At 39.5% G+C, this 13,201-nt stretch carries 13 protein-coding genes; 4 read left to right on the top strand and 9 right to left on the bottom strand.

Features of this window, described 5'->3' with window-relative positions:
* Positions 1–6: 6 nt before the first annotated feature.
* Positions 7–3,171: a UvrD-helicase domain-containing protein gene (locus FUA25_RS10605; RefSeq protein ID WP_228411686.1), complete on the bottom strand. Its 3,165-nt coding sequence runs from the start codon at positions 3,169–3,171 to the stop codon at positions 7–9.
* Between the two features lie 178 nt (positions 3,172–3,349).
* On the opposite strand from FUA25_RS10605, the gene FUA25_RS10610 reads away from it, so the two are divergent.
* Both FUA25_RS10610 and FUA25_RS10615 read left to right on the top strand, forming a co-directional pair.
* Complete coding sequence (locus FUA25_RS10610; RefSeq protein WP_147756879.1) at positions 3,350–4,084, top strand: hypothetical protein; 735 nt, start codon at positions 3,350–3,352, stop codon at positions 4,082–4,084.
* Between the two features lie 67 nt (positions 4,085–4,151).
* Positions 4,152–4,883, top strand: a complete 732-nt coding sequence (locus tag FUA25_RS10615) for an SIMPL domain-containing protein (protein ID WP_147756880.1) — start codon at positions 4,152–4,154, stop codon at positions 4,881–4,883.
* A 36-nt stretch (positions 4,884–4,919) separates the two neighbouring features.
* Here the strand turns inward: FUA25_RS10615 and FUA25_RS10620 are convergent, their stop codons facing one another.
* From FUA25_RS10620 to FUA25_RS10640, 5 genes are all read right to left on the bottom strand, one after another.
* A complete protein-coding gene (locus FUA25_RS10620; protein ID WP_147756881.1) occupies positions 4,920–5,432 on the bottom strand; it encodes an N-acetyltransferase in 513 nt (170 codons plus the stop codon).
* An 89-nt stretch (positions 5,433–5,521) separates the two neighbouring features.
* Complete coding sequence (locus FUA25_RS10625; protein WP_147756882.1) at positions 5,522–5,758, bottom strand: PspC family transcriptional regulator; 237 nt, start codon at positions 5,756–5,758, stop codon at positions 5,522–5,524.
* Between the two features lie 11 nt (positions 5,759–5,769).
* Positions 5,770–7,035, bottom strand: a complete 1,266-nt coding sequence (locus tag FUA25_RS10630) for a DUF2851 family protein (RefSeq protein ID WP_147756883.1) — start codon at positions 7,033–7,035, stop codon at positions 5,770–5,772.
* Between the two features lie 63 nt (positions 7,036–7,098).
* Positions 7,099–8,256, bottom strand: a complete 1,158-nt coding sequence (gene bshA, locus FUA25_RS10635; protein WP_147756884.1) for an N-acetyl-alpha-D-glucosaminyl L-malate synthase BshA — start codon at positions 8,254–8,256, stop codon at positions 7,099–7,101.
* Between the two features lie 22 nt (positions 8,257–8,278).
* On the bottom strand, positions 8,279–10,012 hold the full coding sequence (locus tag FUA25_RS10640) for a glycoside hydrolase family 3 protein (RefSeq protein WP_147756885.1): 1,734 nt from the start codon (positions 10,010–10,012) through the stop codon (positions 8,279–8,281).
* Between the two features lie 110 nt (positions 10,013–10,122).
* On the opposite strand from FUA25_RS10640, the gene FUA25_RS10645 reads away from it, so the two are divergent.
* Positions 10,123–10,620, top strand: coding sequence for a hypothetical protein (locus FUA25_RS10645; RefSeq protein ID WP_147756886.1), 498 nt, complete (start codon positions 10,123–10,125; stop codon positions 10,618–10,620).
* Positions 10,621–10,765: 145 nt separating this feature from the next.
* Positions 10,766–11,473: a purine-nucleoside phosphorylase gene (gene deoD / locus FUA25_RS10650; protein WP_147756887.1), complete on the top strand. Its 708-nt coding sequence runs from the start codon at positions 10,766–10,768 to the stop codon at positions 11,471–11,473.
* Positions 11,474–11,523: 50 nt separating this feature from the next.
* Here the strand turns inward: deoD and ribA are convergent, their stop codons facing one another.
* From ribA to FUA25_RS10665, 3 genes are read right to left on the bottom strand one after another with little or no spacing between them, the layout of a single operon-like run.
* Positions 11,524–12,120 (bottom strand): GTP cyclohydrolase II, encoded by a 597-nt coding sequence (gene ribA / locus FUA25_RS10655; protein ID WP_147756888.1) that lies wholly within the window; start codon positions 12,118–12,120, stop codon positions 11,524–11,526.
* Positions 12,121–12,128: 8 nt separating this feature from the next.
* Complete coding sequence (locus FUA25_RS10660) at positions 12,129–12,587, bottom strand: hypothetical protein (RefSeq protein WP_147756889.1); 459 nt, start codon at positions 12,585–12,587, stop codon at positions 12,129–12,131.
* The gene (locus FUA25_RS10665; protein ID WP_147756890.1) at positions 12,584–13,198 is read right to left on the bottom strand and encodes a DUF4254 domain-containing protein; all 615 of its coding nucleotides are present in this window, start codon (positions 13,196–13,198) and stop codon (positions 12,584–12,586) included. Before FUA25_RS10665 ends, FUA25_RS10660 begins: the two co-directional genes overlap by 4 nt.
* Between the last annotated feature and the right edge of the window lie 3 nt (positions 13,199–13,201).

Below are 13,201 nucleotides of genomic sequence, written 5' to 3' on the forward strand. Positions count from 1 at the left end.
CCTTTTTTATACATAGATAATCTTGCTGCCGCTTACTTTTTTGCCGAGTTTTTTGAGAACCGTAATGTAGGTTTCGATCTGCTTCTGATGTTTTTCTTTTTCACCGCCGGTTTTGAAATCGATGATGAAGTAACCGCCTTCAGTGACTAACATCCTGTCGGGTCTGTAGAGATCGGTCTTTCCGTTTTCTGAGATCATAATATCCCTTTCATTGATCACCTGTTGGTCTTCCCTGAAATAATCGGGATATTTCCTGATAATGTCCATCAGCGAAGGCAAAATTTCCATTTTTTCTTCCTGGGTAATGATGCCCTGGATCTCATAATCTTCCAGCACCGGTGCCACATCTTTTTCGGTATAGATTTTAGCCAGAATTTCATGGGTGAAGATTCCGATTCTCACTTTTTCAACCCTGTTCTGGTAGTTTTTGGAAGGAGTGGCAATCTTAACAGGATTAGAGGTGTTTTTTTGCTCTTTCAAGAGATGAATGCTTTGGGTATCGTGCAGTTTGTTTTTCCGAAGGCCCTGTTTTTTCAGAATTTCAGGATTGGTCTCAAAAAGGTCAAACTCATTTTCTTTGTTCAGATTTTTTTCCCTGATGAAATTCAGGATCTCAATTTTAGTTTCGCTTTCTTCTCCTTTGGCATTCACATATGGTTTTTCAAGATAAAGAAAAAGCTGCTCTACGGGCCTGGTTGTCGCCACATACTGAATGCAGAACCGGTCAATTTTATTCTGATAAAGATTTTCGGAATTGAAGACATGCAGTTCCTCATCGTAATTTTCCAAAACCGCGTCGAAACCTGAAATATTTACCGATTTCAGATGCTCATGGTCTTCCAGACCAAACCAGCTGTTAAAGTTCGTGTCTTTATGGCTGTTTCGCATCGGCAAAAATACCACCGGAAATTCCAGACCTTTGGCTTTATGAATGGTCATAATCTCAATGGCATCCACATTTTCCGACGCCTGAATAGAGGTTTTTGCGCCTTCTTCTTCCCAATATTTCAGAAAATCCTTTAAGGTCGATGAGGTGTTTTGGGAATAATTAAAGGTCATTTCGAGAAAATTCAGCAGAAAATCTGTTTCCCGGTTTTCAACGGCGAATTCCTTCAGATAATATTCCACGAAATTGTAGAGATTCAGATGCGGAAAATCGGTCTGCTGAAGTTTGAGGCCGTATTTCTGCTGCAGAAAAGCTTCCGTTTCTTTTTTGTTTTTAATGTCCAGAACTTCTGTGATTTCCTGTGTGAAATCTTCCATTTTAATTCTTCCGGAAGTATGCAGAAAATACATCATTTTTACGAGATACTGCGCGTTGTTGGGCTGACCGAACCATTTCAAAAATTCAATCAGCGCCAAAAGCGTTGCGGAAAGATCAAGTGTGAGTCCTTTTTCCGAAATGGTTTTGATGTAAATGTTTTCGCCGTTGTAATTGACTTTGATATTGCTCAGAAGCTGCGAAAAAGTAAAAATCTCAAAATTTCCGCGGCAAAGAATCGTAATATCCGAGAAATTAAAACCGTTATCCAGACATTCCTGAATGTCGGCCTGCATTTTTCCGGCAACTTCATTGTAAAAGGTTTCCTGCGTGGAACTTTCAAAAAGATTAACTTTCACTCGTCCCCCGATTTCCGAGATTGCAGTTTGCTGGGCTTCCAAACCGAAGATCTTTTGGTGTGCGGCATTCAGACCGGAAAAATCTGCAAGATACTGGTAAAGGTCGTTGTTGAACTGTACAATATTTTTCGCGCTCCGGCGGTTCATTTCCAGGTTTTCCACATGAATCTGAGCCAGTGTTTTTTCGTTTCCGCTGTTAATATCGAGCATGATCTGGCTATCGCCGCCCCGAAAACGGTAGATGCTCTGTTTTGGGTCTCCAACGATTGTAAACGTCGTGTTTTCCATGGAAACGGTATGATCACGAAGCGGAATGAAATTTTCCCACTGCATTTTCGACGTATCCTGAAATTCGTCGAAAAAATAATGCTGATACTGATTCCCTATTTTCTCATAAATAAATGAAGAGGGTTCATTTTTAAGATTTTCGTTGATTAAAATATTGAATTTAGAAAGCAGAACGAGATCATTTTCCTCTTCAATCTGGAGCAGTTTTTCCTGGATGTCTTTATTTACCCGCAGCGGAAGCAGCGCACTCAGCATTTTTTCCTTTTTCCTGATCTGAATATAGTTTTTGATCAGCAAACTCCGGTTTTCGATCAGAAAATCCATGATTTCAAAGATTTCCGATTCCCTGTTTTTTGATTTTGAAGATGCACCGCTTAAGAAAACTTCCATCGCAGAATTTTCCTTTTCCGGAAATGGGAATTTATCTCTTTCCTGGCGGTAATATTTAATAATTTCAAAAAAGAATTTGGCGATGCTCCGCGTTTTTCCGCCGGCAAAATCGTCCTGTTCCAGGTTTTTCTCTTTCAGGAGCTGTAGGACGCTTTCCGCAATTTCCAGTGAGTTTTTGCGAAGCTCAGCCAGATCTTTACGGACATTTTCCTTTGTGAGTTCGTAGGCATTCCAGTCGAAGCCGTCATTTTTTTTCAATTCATCGTAATGCACATCGCTGAGGAATTTCTTTGCGGAACTGTAGAGTGTTTTGTTAAGATTTACGCGTTCATTGTTATCGAGATTATAATTGATGAAATCCAGAAAAGCTTCCGAAACGGTATTTTCTTCGCCAATCTGCTCCAGCATTTTATCGACGGCTTCCAGAAGAAGCGGTTCGGCCTGAATTTCTAGATTGAAATTCTGCGCCAGACCCAGTTCATAGGAAAAACTCCGGACCAATCGTGAGTTAAACTTATCGATGGTCCCAATGTTCAGTGTGGAATAGTGGTGAAGGATGAAATTGAGTACTTTTTGGGAGCGCCTGTGAAGTTCCTCCAGCGTGATGTGAATTCCTTCGGTTTCAAATTTTTCTCGGATCTGCTTCAGTTTGTCGCTGCTGTAATAATCCTGTCGTGTAAACTCTTTCAGCCAGTCGAAAATTCTTTCCTTCATTTCATTTGCGGCTTTATTGGTAAAAGTCAGCGCCAGAATATGACGGATTGCATCGGGTTGGTGTGGGTTTTTCAGACAGATCATCAAAAGCCTCTGCACAAGTGCAAAGGTTTTCCCGGAACCGGCCGAGGCATTGATGGAGATGTAGTTTTTCAACATTTTTGGAGATTACAAACTGCAATTTAATGAAAAATCGCCGGAAAATTTAACAGTTTTAAGTCTGGTTTTAACAATTTTAGAATCCTTATTTCAAAATAATTCCTAAAACGCGTTAAGGGTGGTTAAACTTTAAAAATGCATGATAAATACAATTACATTTATCGCAAAACTAATGCTTATGAAAATACAATTATCCCTGCTCGTTTTTTTCCTATTCTTTATAAATTTCCAGGCGCAGCAATACATTTTTGGAAATGTTTCGGCGGAATCCGGTGAGATGATTTCTGGCGCAGAAATAGTAAATATAAGATCCGGACAAAAGTACCTTACGGATCATTCAGGAAATTTCATGATCGAAGTTGAGGCAAAAGACGAAATCCGCATCGCGAAAGAAGGCTTTGAAAGGCAAATCATCCATATAAAATCAACCAATTTCAGTAAACCTGTCAGCATTGTTCTGGTTAAAAGCGAAATCCTGATTGAAGAAGTGAATCTGGTGTACAAGCCCACCGGTAATCTTAAACAGGATGTGAAACATTATGGCGATTCAAGAAAATTAGCAGCGAAGAAAGGGGAACTGATGGATTATATTCAGCAACGCTCAGATCCTACCATCATGGCGTCTCAGCCCGGTGAATTTGTTCAGCCGGTCGGGCCAGGTTTCTCCATTGGTAAAGTTAAAAATAAATGGGATAAAATTGAGTTTTACAGAAGTCTGGTTACAGATTTAGGAGCAGCTTATTTCGCTGAAATAAACATCAGAAGAGAAGAGACAGATGCTTTTCTCAATTTTGCTTTACAGAATTTTGATTTCAGCAACATCTTGAAGTATGGGTATTATACGCCGTCAGAACTGATGAAGATACAGATGCTGATTGAGGAGAAAAGTAAAGCGTATAAAAACGCGAAATAATAAACCATAAATAAATCTAACTTTATATTTCAAAAAGTTTTATAATTTTATAGAATATTCTACTGATATGAACAGAAATATTATCGCCATAGCCATCGCAGCCTTAGGTTTTGTTATCGGACTTGCGCTTTTGGGCAGCGCTATCAAAAACCGGAATAAGGCAGACAATACCATATCCGTTACAGGATTAGGCACACAGAAATTTACTTCGGATCTCATCGCATGGAAGGGTGATTTTTCGCGAAACAGTTTTGAACTGAAATCGGCCTATGAATCGCTAGCAAACGATAAAAAAATCATCGAAAATTATTTGCTTTCGAAGGGAATTGCAAAAAATGAAATGGTTTTTTCGGCTGTGGATATTCAGAAGCAATTCACGTATTCGAACGACTCCAACGGAGCCAGCCATCAGACTTTTTCCGGTTATCAGCTGTCACAGTCGGTGTCTATTGACAGCAAAGAGGTGTCAAAAATCGAAAATCTTTCCAGAAATATTACTGAAATTATCAATCTGGGAATCGAATTCACTTCGTCGCCACCCAATTATTTTTACACCAAACTGGCCACTGTGAAACAGCAGATGATTGCAGATGCCACAAAAGATGCCAAACAGCGCGCGGAAAAGATCGCTGAAAATGCGGGAAGTAGCCTCGGAAACCTGAAAAAAGCAACGATGGGAGTCACCCAGATCACCGAACCGAATTCTACTGAAGAATTTTCATACGGCGGCACCTTTAACACCTCTTCAAAAGACAAAGAAGCGAGTATCACCATTAAACTGGAATATGAGGTGGATTAATACGAAAACTGTATTTCAGACCAACAACGAAAGCTTTTAGCAATAAACGACATCGTAAATTTCCTCCTTGATCCAGTCGGTCTTTTCAGGTTGCCAGTTGGCGAGAAGCCAGAGATTTAAAGGGTTTTTTCCTTCTTCATAACAAGGCTGTACATAATCCTCATCAATAACCGAGAAACCGTTGTTGGTATAGAACTGCAGTCTCCGCTTTGCATCTTCGTCCAGATGCTCCGGTTCTGCTTCCAGAACGATATGAGAGTAATTCTTAAAGAGATGGCTGATCATCTCAGCACCGTATTTTTGACTTCTGAATTCAGAAAAAATCTCAAAATGCTCAATAAATATAAAATTGGTCAGTTCCCAGGAAATCAGATAACCCACATTGTTCAGGTCATCAAGCAGCGCATGAACTTTTACCTTGGGATTTTTAAATAGACACCTGAACTGTGATTCGCCGCGTCTTTCGTCTTCCGGAAAGGTTTCACAATACGATTTGTAAATTTCATCTGTCCTGAAATCATCGGTTGAAGTTACCTGTACATATTCCATATCAAAGCTGAATTATTTTTCCCAAATCTACATTTTTGGAACGAAATAATTGAAATCAGAATCAAAATTTTTAAAAAAAATATCGAAGATTACAGGTCAAAGACATTCGGGCGTCTTGTGATGAAAATATCCTTAACCCAAAGCGAGAACGCCAGGATCAGATAAATGAGGAAAAAGAATCCAACCGTGGCAAAAGTAGAGTAGATGAAGAAAACGCGCAGTTTGGAAACGGGGATCCCAAGTTTGGAACCCATTCTCGTCAATACACCAAACCATTCCCGTTCTACGTTGTGGCGGATGTTTGTAATGAAATGTGGTTCGTGCATTTTATTCTTTTTTACGAATTTTTTAATAGTTGAAAACCGATTCCGCAATTTAAACAATTTTTAAGCGTGCAGAAATGTTTGTGATGGAAAATATAAGCCTGGCTGTCTAAAGCGTTCCGCATCGGCACTTTTAATGATTTCCAACCTTCGGTTACCGAATTTTTTTCAGCGCCGATCCGGCTGTAAAAACTCAGGATTTCATCGCTGTTGTTTTCCTGATTGTTTTTATGGAAGGTATATTTCAGTGGCAAAACAGCATTGATGAAAACAAGGTCAATAAAATCTTCCGTTAAAAATTTTTCTCCGGTCACTGTTGAGATTTTTCCGAAACTGAAGCGGTTGTCCCAATATTCGCTCGCTTTGACATTTTTGAAAAGCTCATAGAGTTCTTCCGCTTTTCTGGCTGAAATGATCTTTGAAAACAGGTTTTGGTCTGAATGATAGAGTGCGGCGAGTTGCGAAAGCCTGACCGTTGGAAAATTTGGCGGTCTGAGCTTTGAGAATTTCGGCGTGAAACGGAGATCCGGTAGCTGAAATTTCGTTTTCAGAAAATCAAATTCACGTTTCCAAATATTCATGTATTCGTCTTCAGGCGCATCAAGCCAGCCGCAGATTCCGAAAAAGAGCGATTCCAGTTGAACCCGGTTCTGCCTGATCCTGTTTAAAACACTGAAATCAATACTTTCAGCCATCTGTTTGAAGATAAATGCATTTACTTTCAGCCCGAAAGCGTAAGCCAACCGGTGAAACAAAACCGCTTCGTAGTTATTTTTAAACTGTGCGAGATCTGCTTCGATTTCTATAGATTTCAGGTCGAGTTTCTTCAACAGGCTTTCCTCGGCAAAATAAAACGGAATTTTATCAGGATTAAAGATTTTTTCGCACGGAATAAAACTGTTTTCTTTCAGTAAAGATTCATATTTCCAAAGCAGCGAATCATCGATATAATCACTGAGTTCAAGCGTTGGAATATTTTTGTTCTTGAGTTCTTCGATCTCAGTATCATCCTGAAAAACAACATGAAGAATCAGGTTTTCAAATTCCGGATTGCCGCTGTGACGGTGAAAAATCCAGTCCGAAGATTTCACATGAAGTTCAATGTTTCCGGCTAAAACCACATCATGAACCTTTATTTTTCCGAAGAGGAAATCAGGTCCCGAATCATAATTCCACTTTCCGAAATCCAGGATCTCTATTTCATTTCCTGCCGTATCACGGAAATCAAAATTTTTAAAAATCTTGAAATTCCAGAGATATTGAAGGAGTTTCTCGTTCATGATTGATAAAGAACAAAGTTTCCTAAAACTGATTTTTTACCGGTCCAGCATCCGGTAGATGATTTAAATCTTCTCTTCTACAGGCTTCAGCTTTGCAAAATTCTTCAGCGTATCGCTGTACATTTTTTCGTAAAGTGGTAGAATGTTTTTCAGGTCAAACTTAATGGCCTGCTGTTTCGCATTTTTTTTCATTTGGGCAAGGAGTTTTTCATCGCTTAGAAGCTTAATGGTGTAGTTGCTCATGGCTTCTACATTTCCAACCTCTGCCAGAAATCCGGTTTCACCCTGAATATTCACCTCCGGAATTCCCCCTGCATTGGAACTGATGACAGGCGTTTCTGCGGCCATCGCTTCGAGCGCCGCCAAACCGAAACTTTCCTGTTCTGAAGGCAGTAAAAACACATCAGAAAGCTGAAGAATGCGGTACAGATCATTGACTTTACCTAAAAGACGTATTTTTCCGATCAGCTCCGGATTTTCTTCCAGGAACTGAGTGATTTTTTCCATATCTGGGCCCTCTCCAATGACGATGAGTTTGGATTTTACTTTGGCATTTACAGTTTTAAAAATCTGCAGAACCTCTTCCACCCGCTTTACAGGGCGCAGATTGGAGACGTGAATGAGAATTTTTTCATCATCCTCGGCAAACTGTTTTCTTTGACAGGTATTAACCTCTTCAAATTCGGAATTGTCGATGAAATTCGTGATGACCTGAATCTCTTTTTTAATATTGAAAAATTTTAAAGTATCGGCTTTAAGACTTTCGGAAACCGACGTAACGGTGTCTGACTGGTTAATCGAGAATTCTACAGCATGTTTGTAGCTCGGATGCTGGCCGACCAGCGTAATATCCGTTCCGTGAAGCGTTGTAACCAAAGGAATATCTTTTCCTTCTTCTTTCAGCATCTGTTTTGCGGTGAAAGCAGCGTAAGCGTAAGGGATCGCATAATGCGCGTGCAGAATATCGAGTTTGTATAAATTTACAACTCGGTAAATCATGGATGAAAGGGCAATGTCGTATGGTTGGTACTGAAACAGCGGATACGTCTGCACATTTACCCGATGGAAAAATATATTTGGGTTGGTAATATCAAGCCGCGCCGGAAGCGCTGAACTGATAAAATGCACTTCATAGCCTTTGTTGGCAAGAGACATGCCGAGTTCTGTGGCAACGATGCCGCTACCGCCGTATGTTGGATAACAGAGAATTCCGATTTTCATAGAGTTTTTATTTTAATTGAAATTACTCAATTACTGTTTTTACTTTTTTGTTGAAGTCAATTGGTGTTGTAGTATTCAAATCCATTCCCATTCCGGCTGTCAGTTGATCATTAACCAAAACCGGAAGTCTTCCGGAGATTTTTGTTTTCCCCAAAAGCGCTTTCGCAGTGGCCGTCATTGAGTCATCATTGTTTTCGTAGGCCACCAAAACGGTGGAAACTTTGGAAATATCGATATCTTTCAGGGCATAGGCCGAGCCGAAAACATTCAAAATAATGTTTTGATTTTTAGTAAGGTCACCAAGGATTTTTTTGCTTTCAGGCGAAATCTTATAAGGTTTATACGCAGTTGAATTGTCTTTATGAAATCCGACAATCACCTTTGAATTGGACGGAATTGAAGAAATTTCTGATGGCTTTTTAAGGATGACCGTGGTGTTTAAATTCAGCTGATCCGCGAAAGTTTGGTAAGGTGCTTCTTCCAGTGGGACATAATAGTAGGTTTCATTGCAGTTTAATGGAAGCAGTTTTTTTTCATCTTTAATCAGGGTAAGTGCATTGGAATACATTTTCTGAACGATTTCCGTGTGTGAACCGTTATTCAGGTCACTATTGATGTTTTCCGGATTTCTGGCTTCGTATTTTGTCAAGCCTAAAAAATATTTGGTCAGGAGAATTTTTTTGACACTTTCTTCAACGCGGTTTTGGGAGATTTCTTTATTTTCAATCGCCAGCTGAATCAGCCTTTTGCCTTCCTTTACTCCGTCTGAGAACAGCATAATGTCATTACCGGCTTTGAAAGCAAGAGCATCGAGTTCTCCCGGCTTATAGTGTTTTGCGACAGCACCCATATTCAGGGCATCGGTAATGATCAATCCTTTATATCCTAATTTTTCTTTTAAAATTCCCGTCACAATACTTTTTGAAACCGATGCCGGGATTCCTTTTTCGCTTTCAAGGGCAGGAACGTACAAATGGGCTACCATTACCCCGCCTATTCCTTTATCCATGAGCGCTTTGAACGGGGCAATTTCCACCGCGTTCAGTCTTTTGAGATCGTGGGAAACGACAGGGAGATCGAGATGGGAATCTGTACTCGTATCGCCATGCCCGGGAAAATGCTTGATGGCGGCCAGAATATTATTCTGCTGAAGGCCCTGTGCATAAGCTGCAGCTGAGTTTACTACATTCGTAACTTCAGATCCGAAACTTCTGTTGCCGATAATCGGGTTATCCGGATTTGTATTGACATCAACAACGGGTGCAAAATCCCAGTTTACGCCCATTCTTTTGGCATCCTGAGCGATTTTTGCGGACATTTCTGTAATCAGGCTTTTATTCTGTATTGCGCCCAATGTCATTGCCCAGGGAAATTTATGTGCAGTGGCAATTCTCTGAAAAAGTCCCCATTCTGCATCCATCCCAATCATCAGCGGAATTCTGGATTTTGCCTGAAATTCGTTGACGAGATTGATTTCGCGAGCTGCATCGTCCTGCATCAGGATCAGTCCGCCCAGTTTTTCATTGATAACCAGATTTCTGACATTATTGATATAATCTTCACCTTTATTGGTATAAAGTGCTACGATAAACAGCTGACCGAGTTTTTCGTCCTGTGAAAGCGAATGATATGTTTGATCGACCCATGAGTTGGCAGCCTTCAAATCAGCGCCCGAAAGGTTTTTCGGCTGATACTGTGCAAAAACGAACGGATTGAAAGCAACTGCTGTTATAAGGGCGATAATGTATTTGATCATTATGAATTTAAATATAAACAAAAATACAATTTTTATACTAAAATGTGGGTTTAATAAACATTGGTATATGTTTTGAATAGCTCACCGGGAACAATCTAAAATTTTTAAAAATGAAAAATTATTTAACAATATTCCTGCTGGCAATTTTCAGCATCGCTGCAGTAAGTTGTACAGACCGGAATGACGAAGTTATTGTAGAAGACAATCCAGTACTGATGCGTGATGTTACCGGTACGCTTAACAGTACAAACAGTTATACACTGACTCAGGGAATCGACATTGCTACAAGTGATGTTGTTTTGGTGTACAGAAATATTAACTCAAATACAACTGCTTCTGCGGTTTGGCAGTTATTGCCTAAGACGGAGTTTCTGTCTGCAGGTAGAGAACTGGATTATAATTTCCTTTTTGATGCTACCGCTATTGAAATTTATACGGAAAGCAATTTCGATCAGACTACTATGACAGCTGCAGAAGCGAATAAATATCAGAACAATCAGCGTTTCCGTATTGTTTTAATCCCTGCATCAGCCGGTAGAAATGCGAATGTTGATTATAATGACTACCAAAGCGTTATTAAATTTTACAATATTAAGGACAAGAATTAATCCTTCTTAATCTGTAAATTATTCAATCGAAGCCTACTTAAAAGTAGGCTTTTTTTATATTTCGGCATGTAGTAAAAACAGGTTTAGAAATGATTTATTTTCACTGGATTTTCTTACATTTAAACCTCAATTAAAAGAATAAAAAATGAGTGTTCATATCGCAGCCAAAAAAGGGGAAATCGCTAAAACAGTTTTACAGCCGGGAGATCCGCTCCGGGCAAAATACATAGCAGATAATTTTCTGGATGAGGTAAGACTCGTAAGCCAGACCAGGAATATCTACTATTTTACAGGACTTTACAAAGGAAAAGAAATCTCAGTAGGAGCCAGCGGAATGGGCGTTCCGAGCATCGGGATTTATTCTTTTGAACTTTTCACCGAATATGAAGTGGATACGATTATCAGAATCGGCACGTGTGGAGCCTACACCAGTGATCTGAAACTTTTTGACCTTCTGAATGTGGAAAATGCAGCGAGTGAATCAACTTATGCAAAATTTGCGTGGGGAAATGAGGATGAGCTGATTGCAAATCAGGGAAATTCATTTGCACTGATGAATGAAACAGCCCAAAAATTGTCGTTAGAAATTAAGCCGACCAATATTCACACAAGCGACATTTTTTACAGAAAAGATACTACCATTCCGGAAATTGCCTCAAAATACGGATGTTTAGCTGTTGAAATGGAAGCTTTTGCACTTTTTGCGAATGCTAAATATCTGGGCAAAAACGCCGCTACATTGCTTACGGTGTCAGATATCATTCCCACCCGTGAACAGATCTCTGCCGACGAAAGAGAGAAATCCCTGAAACCCATGATTGAACTGGCTTTAGAAACAGCATTACAGTTATAATCTTAGGTTTTTACACAAAAATAAAACGCTTTGAAATTTCAAAGCGTTTTTTATTCGTCGTCGTCTTCCAGCAGATGCCCGAAATAATCTTTCTTCACCTTTAGATAGCCTTCACTTTCCAAAGTGGAATCGATCTGTAAAGGGATTCTTTTATTGAGATGAATATTGCTTTCGGTCACAATTTTAATTTTTTCGGGATTATTCGTTAAAAGATTCACGTTTTTTACTTCAAGGATATTCAGAATCTCGATGGCTGCTGAGAAATCTCTGTCATCAGCAGGAAGTCCAAGCTCAAGATTTGCCTGAACGGTATCAAAACCTTTTTCCTGTAATGAATACGCTTTCAGTTTATTGATGATGCCGATGTTCCGGCCTTCCTGACGCAGGTAGACGATAATCCCCCCGTTTTCATGGATGAATTTCATTGCTGCATCCAACTGCTGTCCGCATTCACATTTTTTAGAATGGAAAACTTCGCCGGTAATGCATTCAGAATGAAATCTGACGTTAATGGGTTGCGAAAAATCTGTATTTTCAGCGATGATGGCCATGTGCGGCATCCAGTCACTTTCTTCTTCTGAGAAGGCAATCATCCGGAAGATACCATATTCTGTGGGAACATTGGCTTCCGCTTGAATTTTAATCATGGAATTATTTAGTTGTTTACCGGGGTATGGAGGTAATACTCAATACTGTTGATATTGGTTTTTATCCTCACAAGATAGCGGTTCAGAATTTTATCTTCATCGGGAGAGAGTTTTTTTCTTAAAGTCTGTACTTTTTTATAGGATTTTTCAAATCCTTTGAGAGCTCTCTCTTTACCCGGTGCGTTTCCAGCTTCAACTGCATAAAGATAATCCTGAATGTTAACAATCATGGCTGCGGCCTCCAGATTTAAAGACTTATTCTTTGAAAACTTTGGGAATGACGAGAGCAGATTGGTTATTTCTGCTGCGTTCTCATTTTGGGTAATGTAATTGTTGAAAGTATCGAAATCTTTAATGGCTGTAGTTTTTGAAGTCGTGCCATTATTGTTCAGAGGAGACATGTTCAGTTTTTCTGAAGCACATGACCCTAAAATCAGTAATAACACGCTGTAAACTATATTTTTCATTTTTGATGTTCCTTTTGATAGAGGATTGGGTTAAGACTTTCGTCGTTGTACATTTTCATCTGTCTGTACACTTTCATCTTAACATTTCCATTCTCAATATCACCAAGTAACTGATCTATAGAAGTAGTGAGATCTTTTTGCTGTTCCAGTAAAACATTAAGCTTGTGCCCGCATTTTATCCGGTGTTCTTCATTCGCAGATTCACGGTTTGCTTCAAGAGACATGTGGTAAATTTTTAGTGCTAAAATCGAAAGTCTGTCAACCGCCCATGCCGGTGTTTCAGTATTTATTTTAGCATCTTGACGGGGTGTTGTATTTTGGAATTTTTTTAAAAACCAGGTATCAATATATTCAACCAAATCAGTACGTTGCTGGTTTGAAGCATCGATTCTTCTTTTGAGTCGTAGTGCTTCTGCAGGTTCTATATTTTCATCACGAATGATATCCTCCAGATGCCACTGAACGGTGTCAATCCAATTCTTGGAATACAAAAGACGTTCCAAACTTTCATCAGGATAGACATTTACTTCAGTGGCATCAACACTGTCGATGAGGTGATAATCGTCAATTGACCGGTTAAAAATTTCCCAGGCTGTTCGCGTAAAATCCATTAA

The sequence above is a fragment of the Chryseobacterium sp. genome, from assembly GCF_008014695.1.
Classification (GTDB): Bacteria; Bacteroidota; Bacteroidia; order Flavobacteriales; family Weeksellaceae; genus Kaistella.

Bases quoted from the DNA above. Each gene is read 5' to 3' on its own strand.
- FUA25_RS10660 (WP_147756889.1), bottom strand. From the start codon at position 12,587: ATGAAAAATATAGTTTACAGCGTGTTATTACTGATTTTAGGGTCATGT.
- ribA (WP_147756888.1), bottom strand. From the start codon at position 12,120: ATGATTAAAATTCAAGCGGAAGCCAATGTTCCCACAGAATATGGTATC.
- FUA25_RS10645 (WP_147756886.1), top strand. From the start codon at position 10,123: ATGAAAAATTATTTAACAATATTCCTGCTGGCAATTTTCAGCATCGCT.
- FUA25_RS10640 (WP_147756885.1), bottom strand. From the start codon at position 10,012: ATGATCAAATACATTATCGCCCTTATAACAGCAGTTGCTTTCAATCCG.
- FUA25_RS10665 (WP_147756890.1), bottom strand. From the start codon at position 13,198: ATGGATTTTACGCGAACAGCCTGGGAAATTTTTAACCGGTCAATTGAC.
- FUA25_RS10605 (WP_228411686.1), bottom strand. From the start codon at position 3,171: ATGTTGAAAAACTACATCTCCATCAATGCCTCGGCCGGTTCCGGGAAA.
- bshA (WP_147756884.1), bottom strand. From the start codon at position 8,256: ATGAAAATCGGAATTCTCTGTTATCCAACATACGGCGGTAGCGGCATC.
- FUA25_RS10630 (WP_147756883.1), bottom strand. From the start codon at position 7,035: ATGAACGAGAAACTCCTTCAATATCTCTGGAATTTCAAGATTTTTAAA.
- FUA25_RS10625 (WP_147756882.1), bottom strand. From the start codon at position 5,758: ATGCACGAACCACATTTCATTACAAACATCCGCCACAACGTAGAACGG.
- FUA25_RS10615 (WP_147756880.1), top strand. From the start codon at position 4,152: ATGAACAGAAATATTATCGCCATAGCCATCGCAGCCTTAGGTTTTGTT.
- FUA25_RS10620 (WP_147756881.1), bottom strand. From the start codon at position 5,432: ATGGAATATGTACAGGTAACTTCAACCGATGATTTCAGGACAGATGAA.
- deoD (WP_147756887.1), top strand. From the start codon at position 10,766: ATGAGTGTTCATATCGCAGCCAAAAAAGGGGAAATCGCTAAAACAGTT.
- FUA25_RS10610 (WP_147756879.1), top strand. From the start codon at position 3,350: ATGAAAATACAATTATCCCTGCTCGTTTTTTTCCTATTCTTTATAAAT.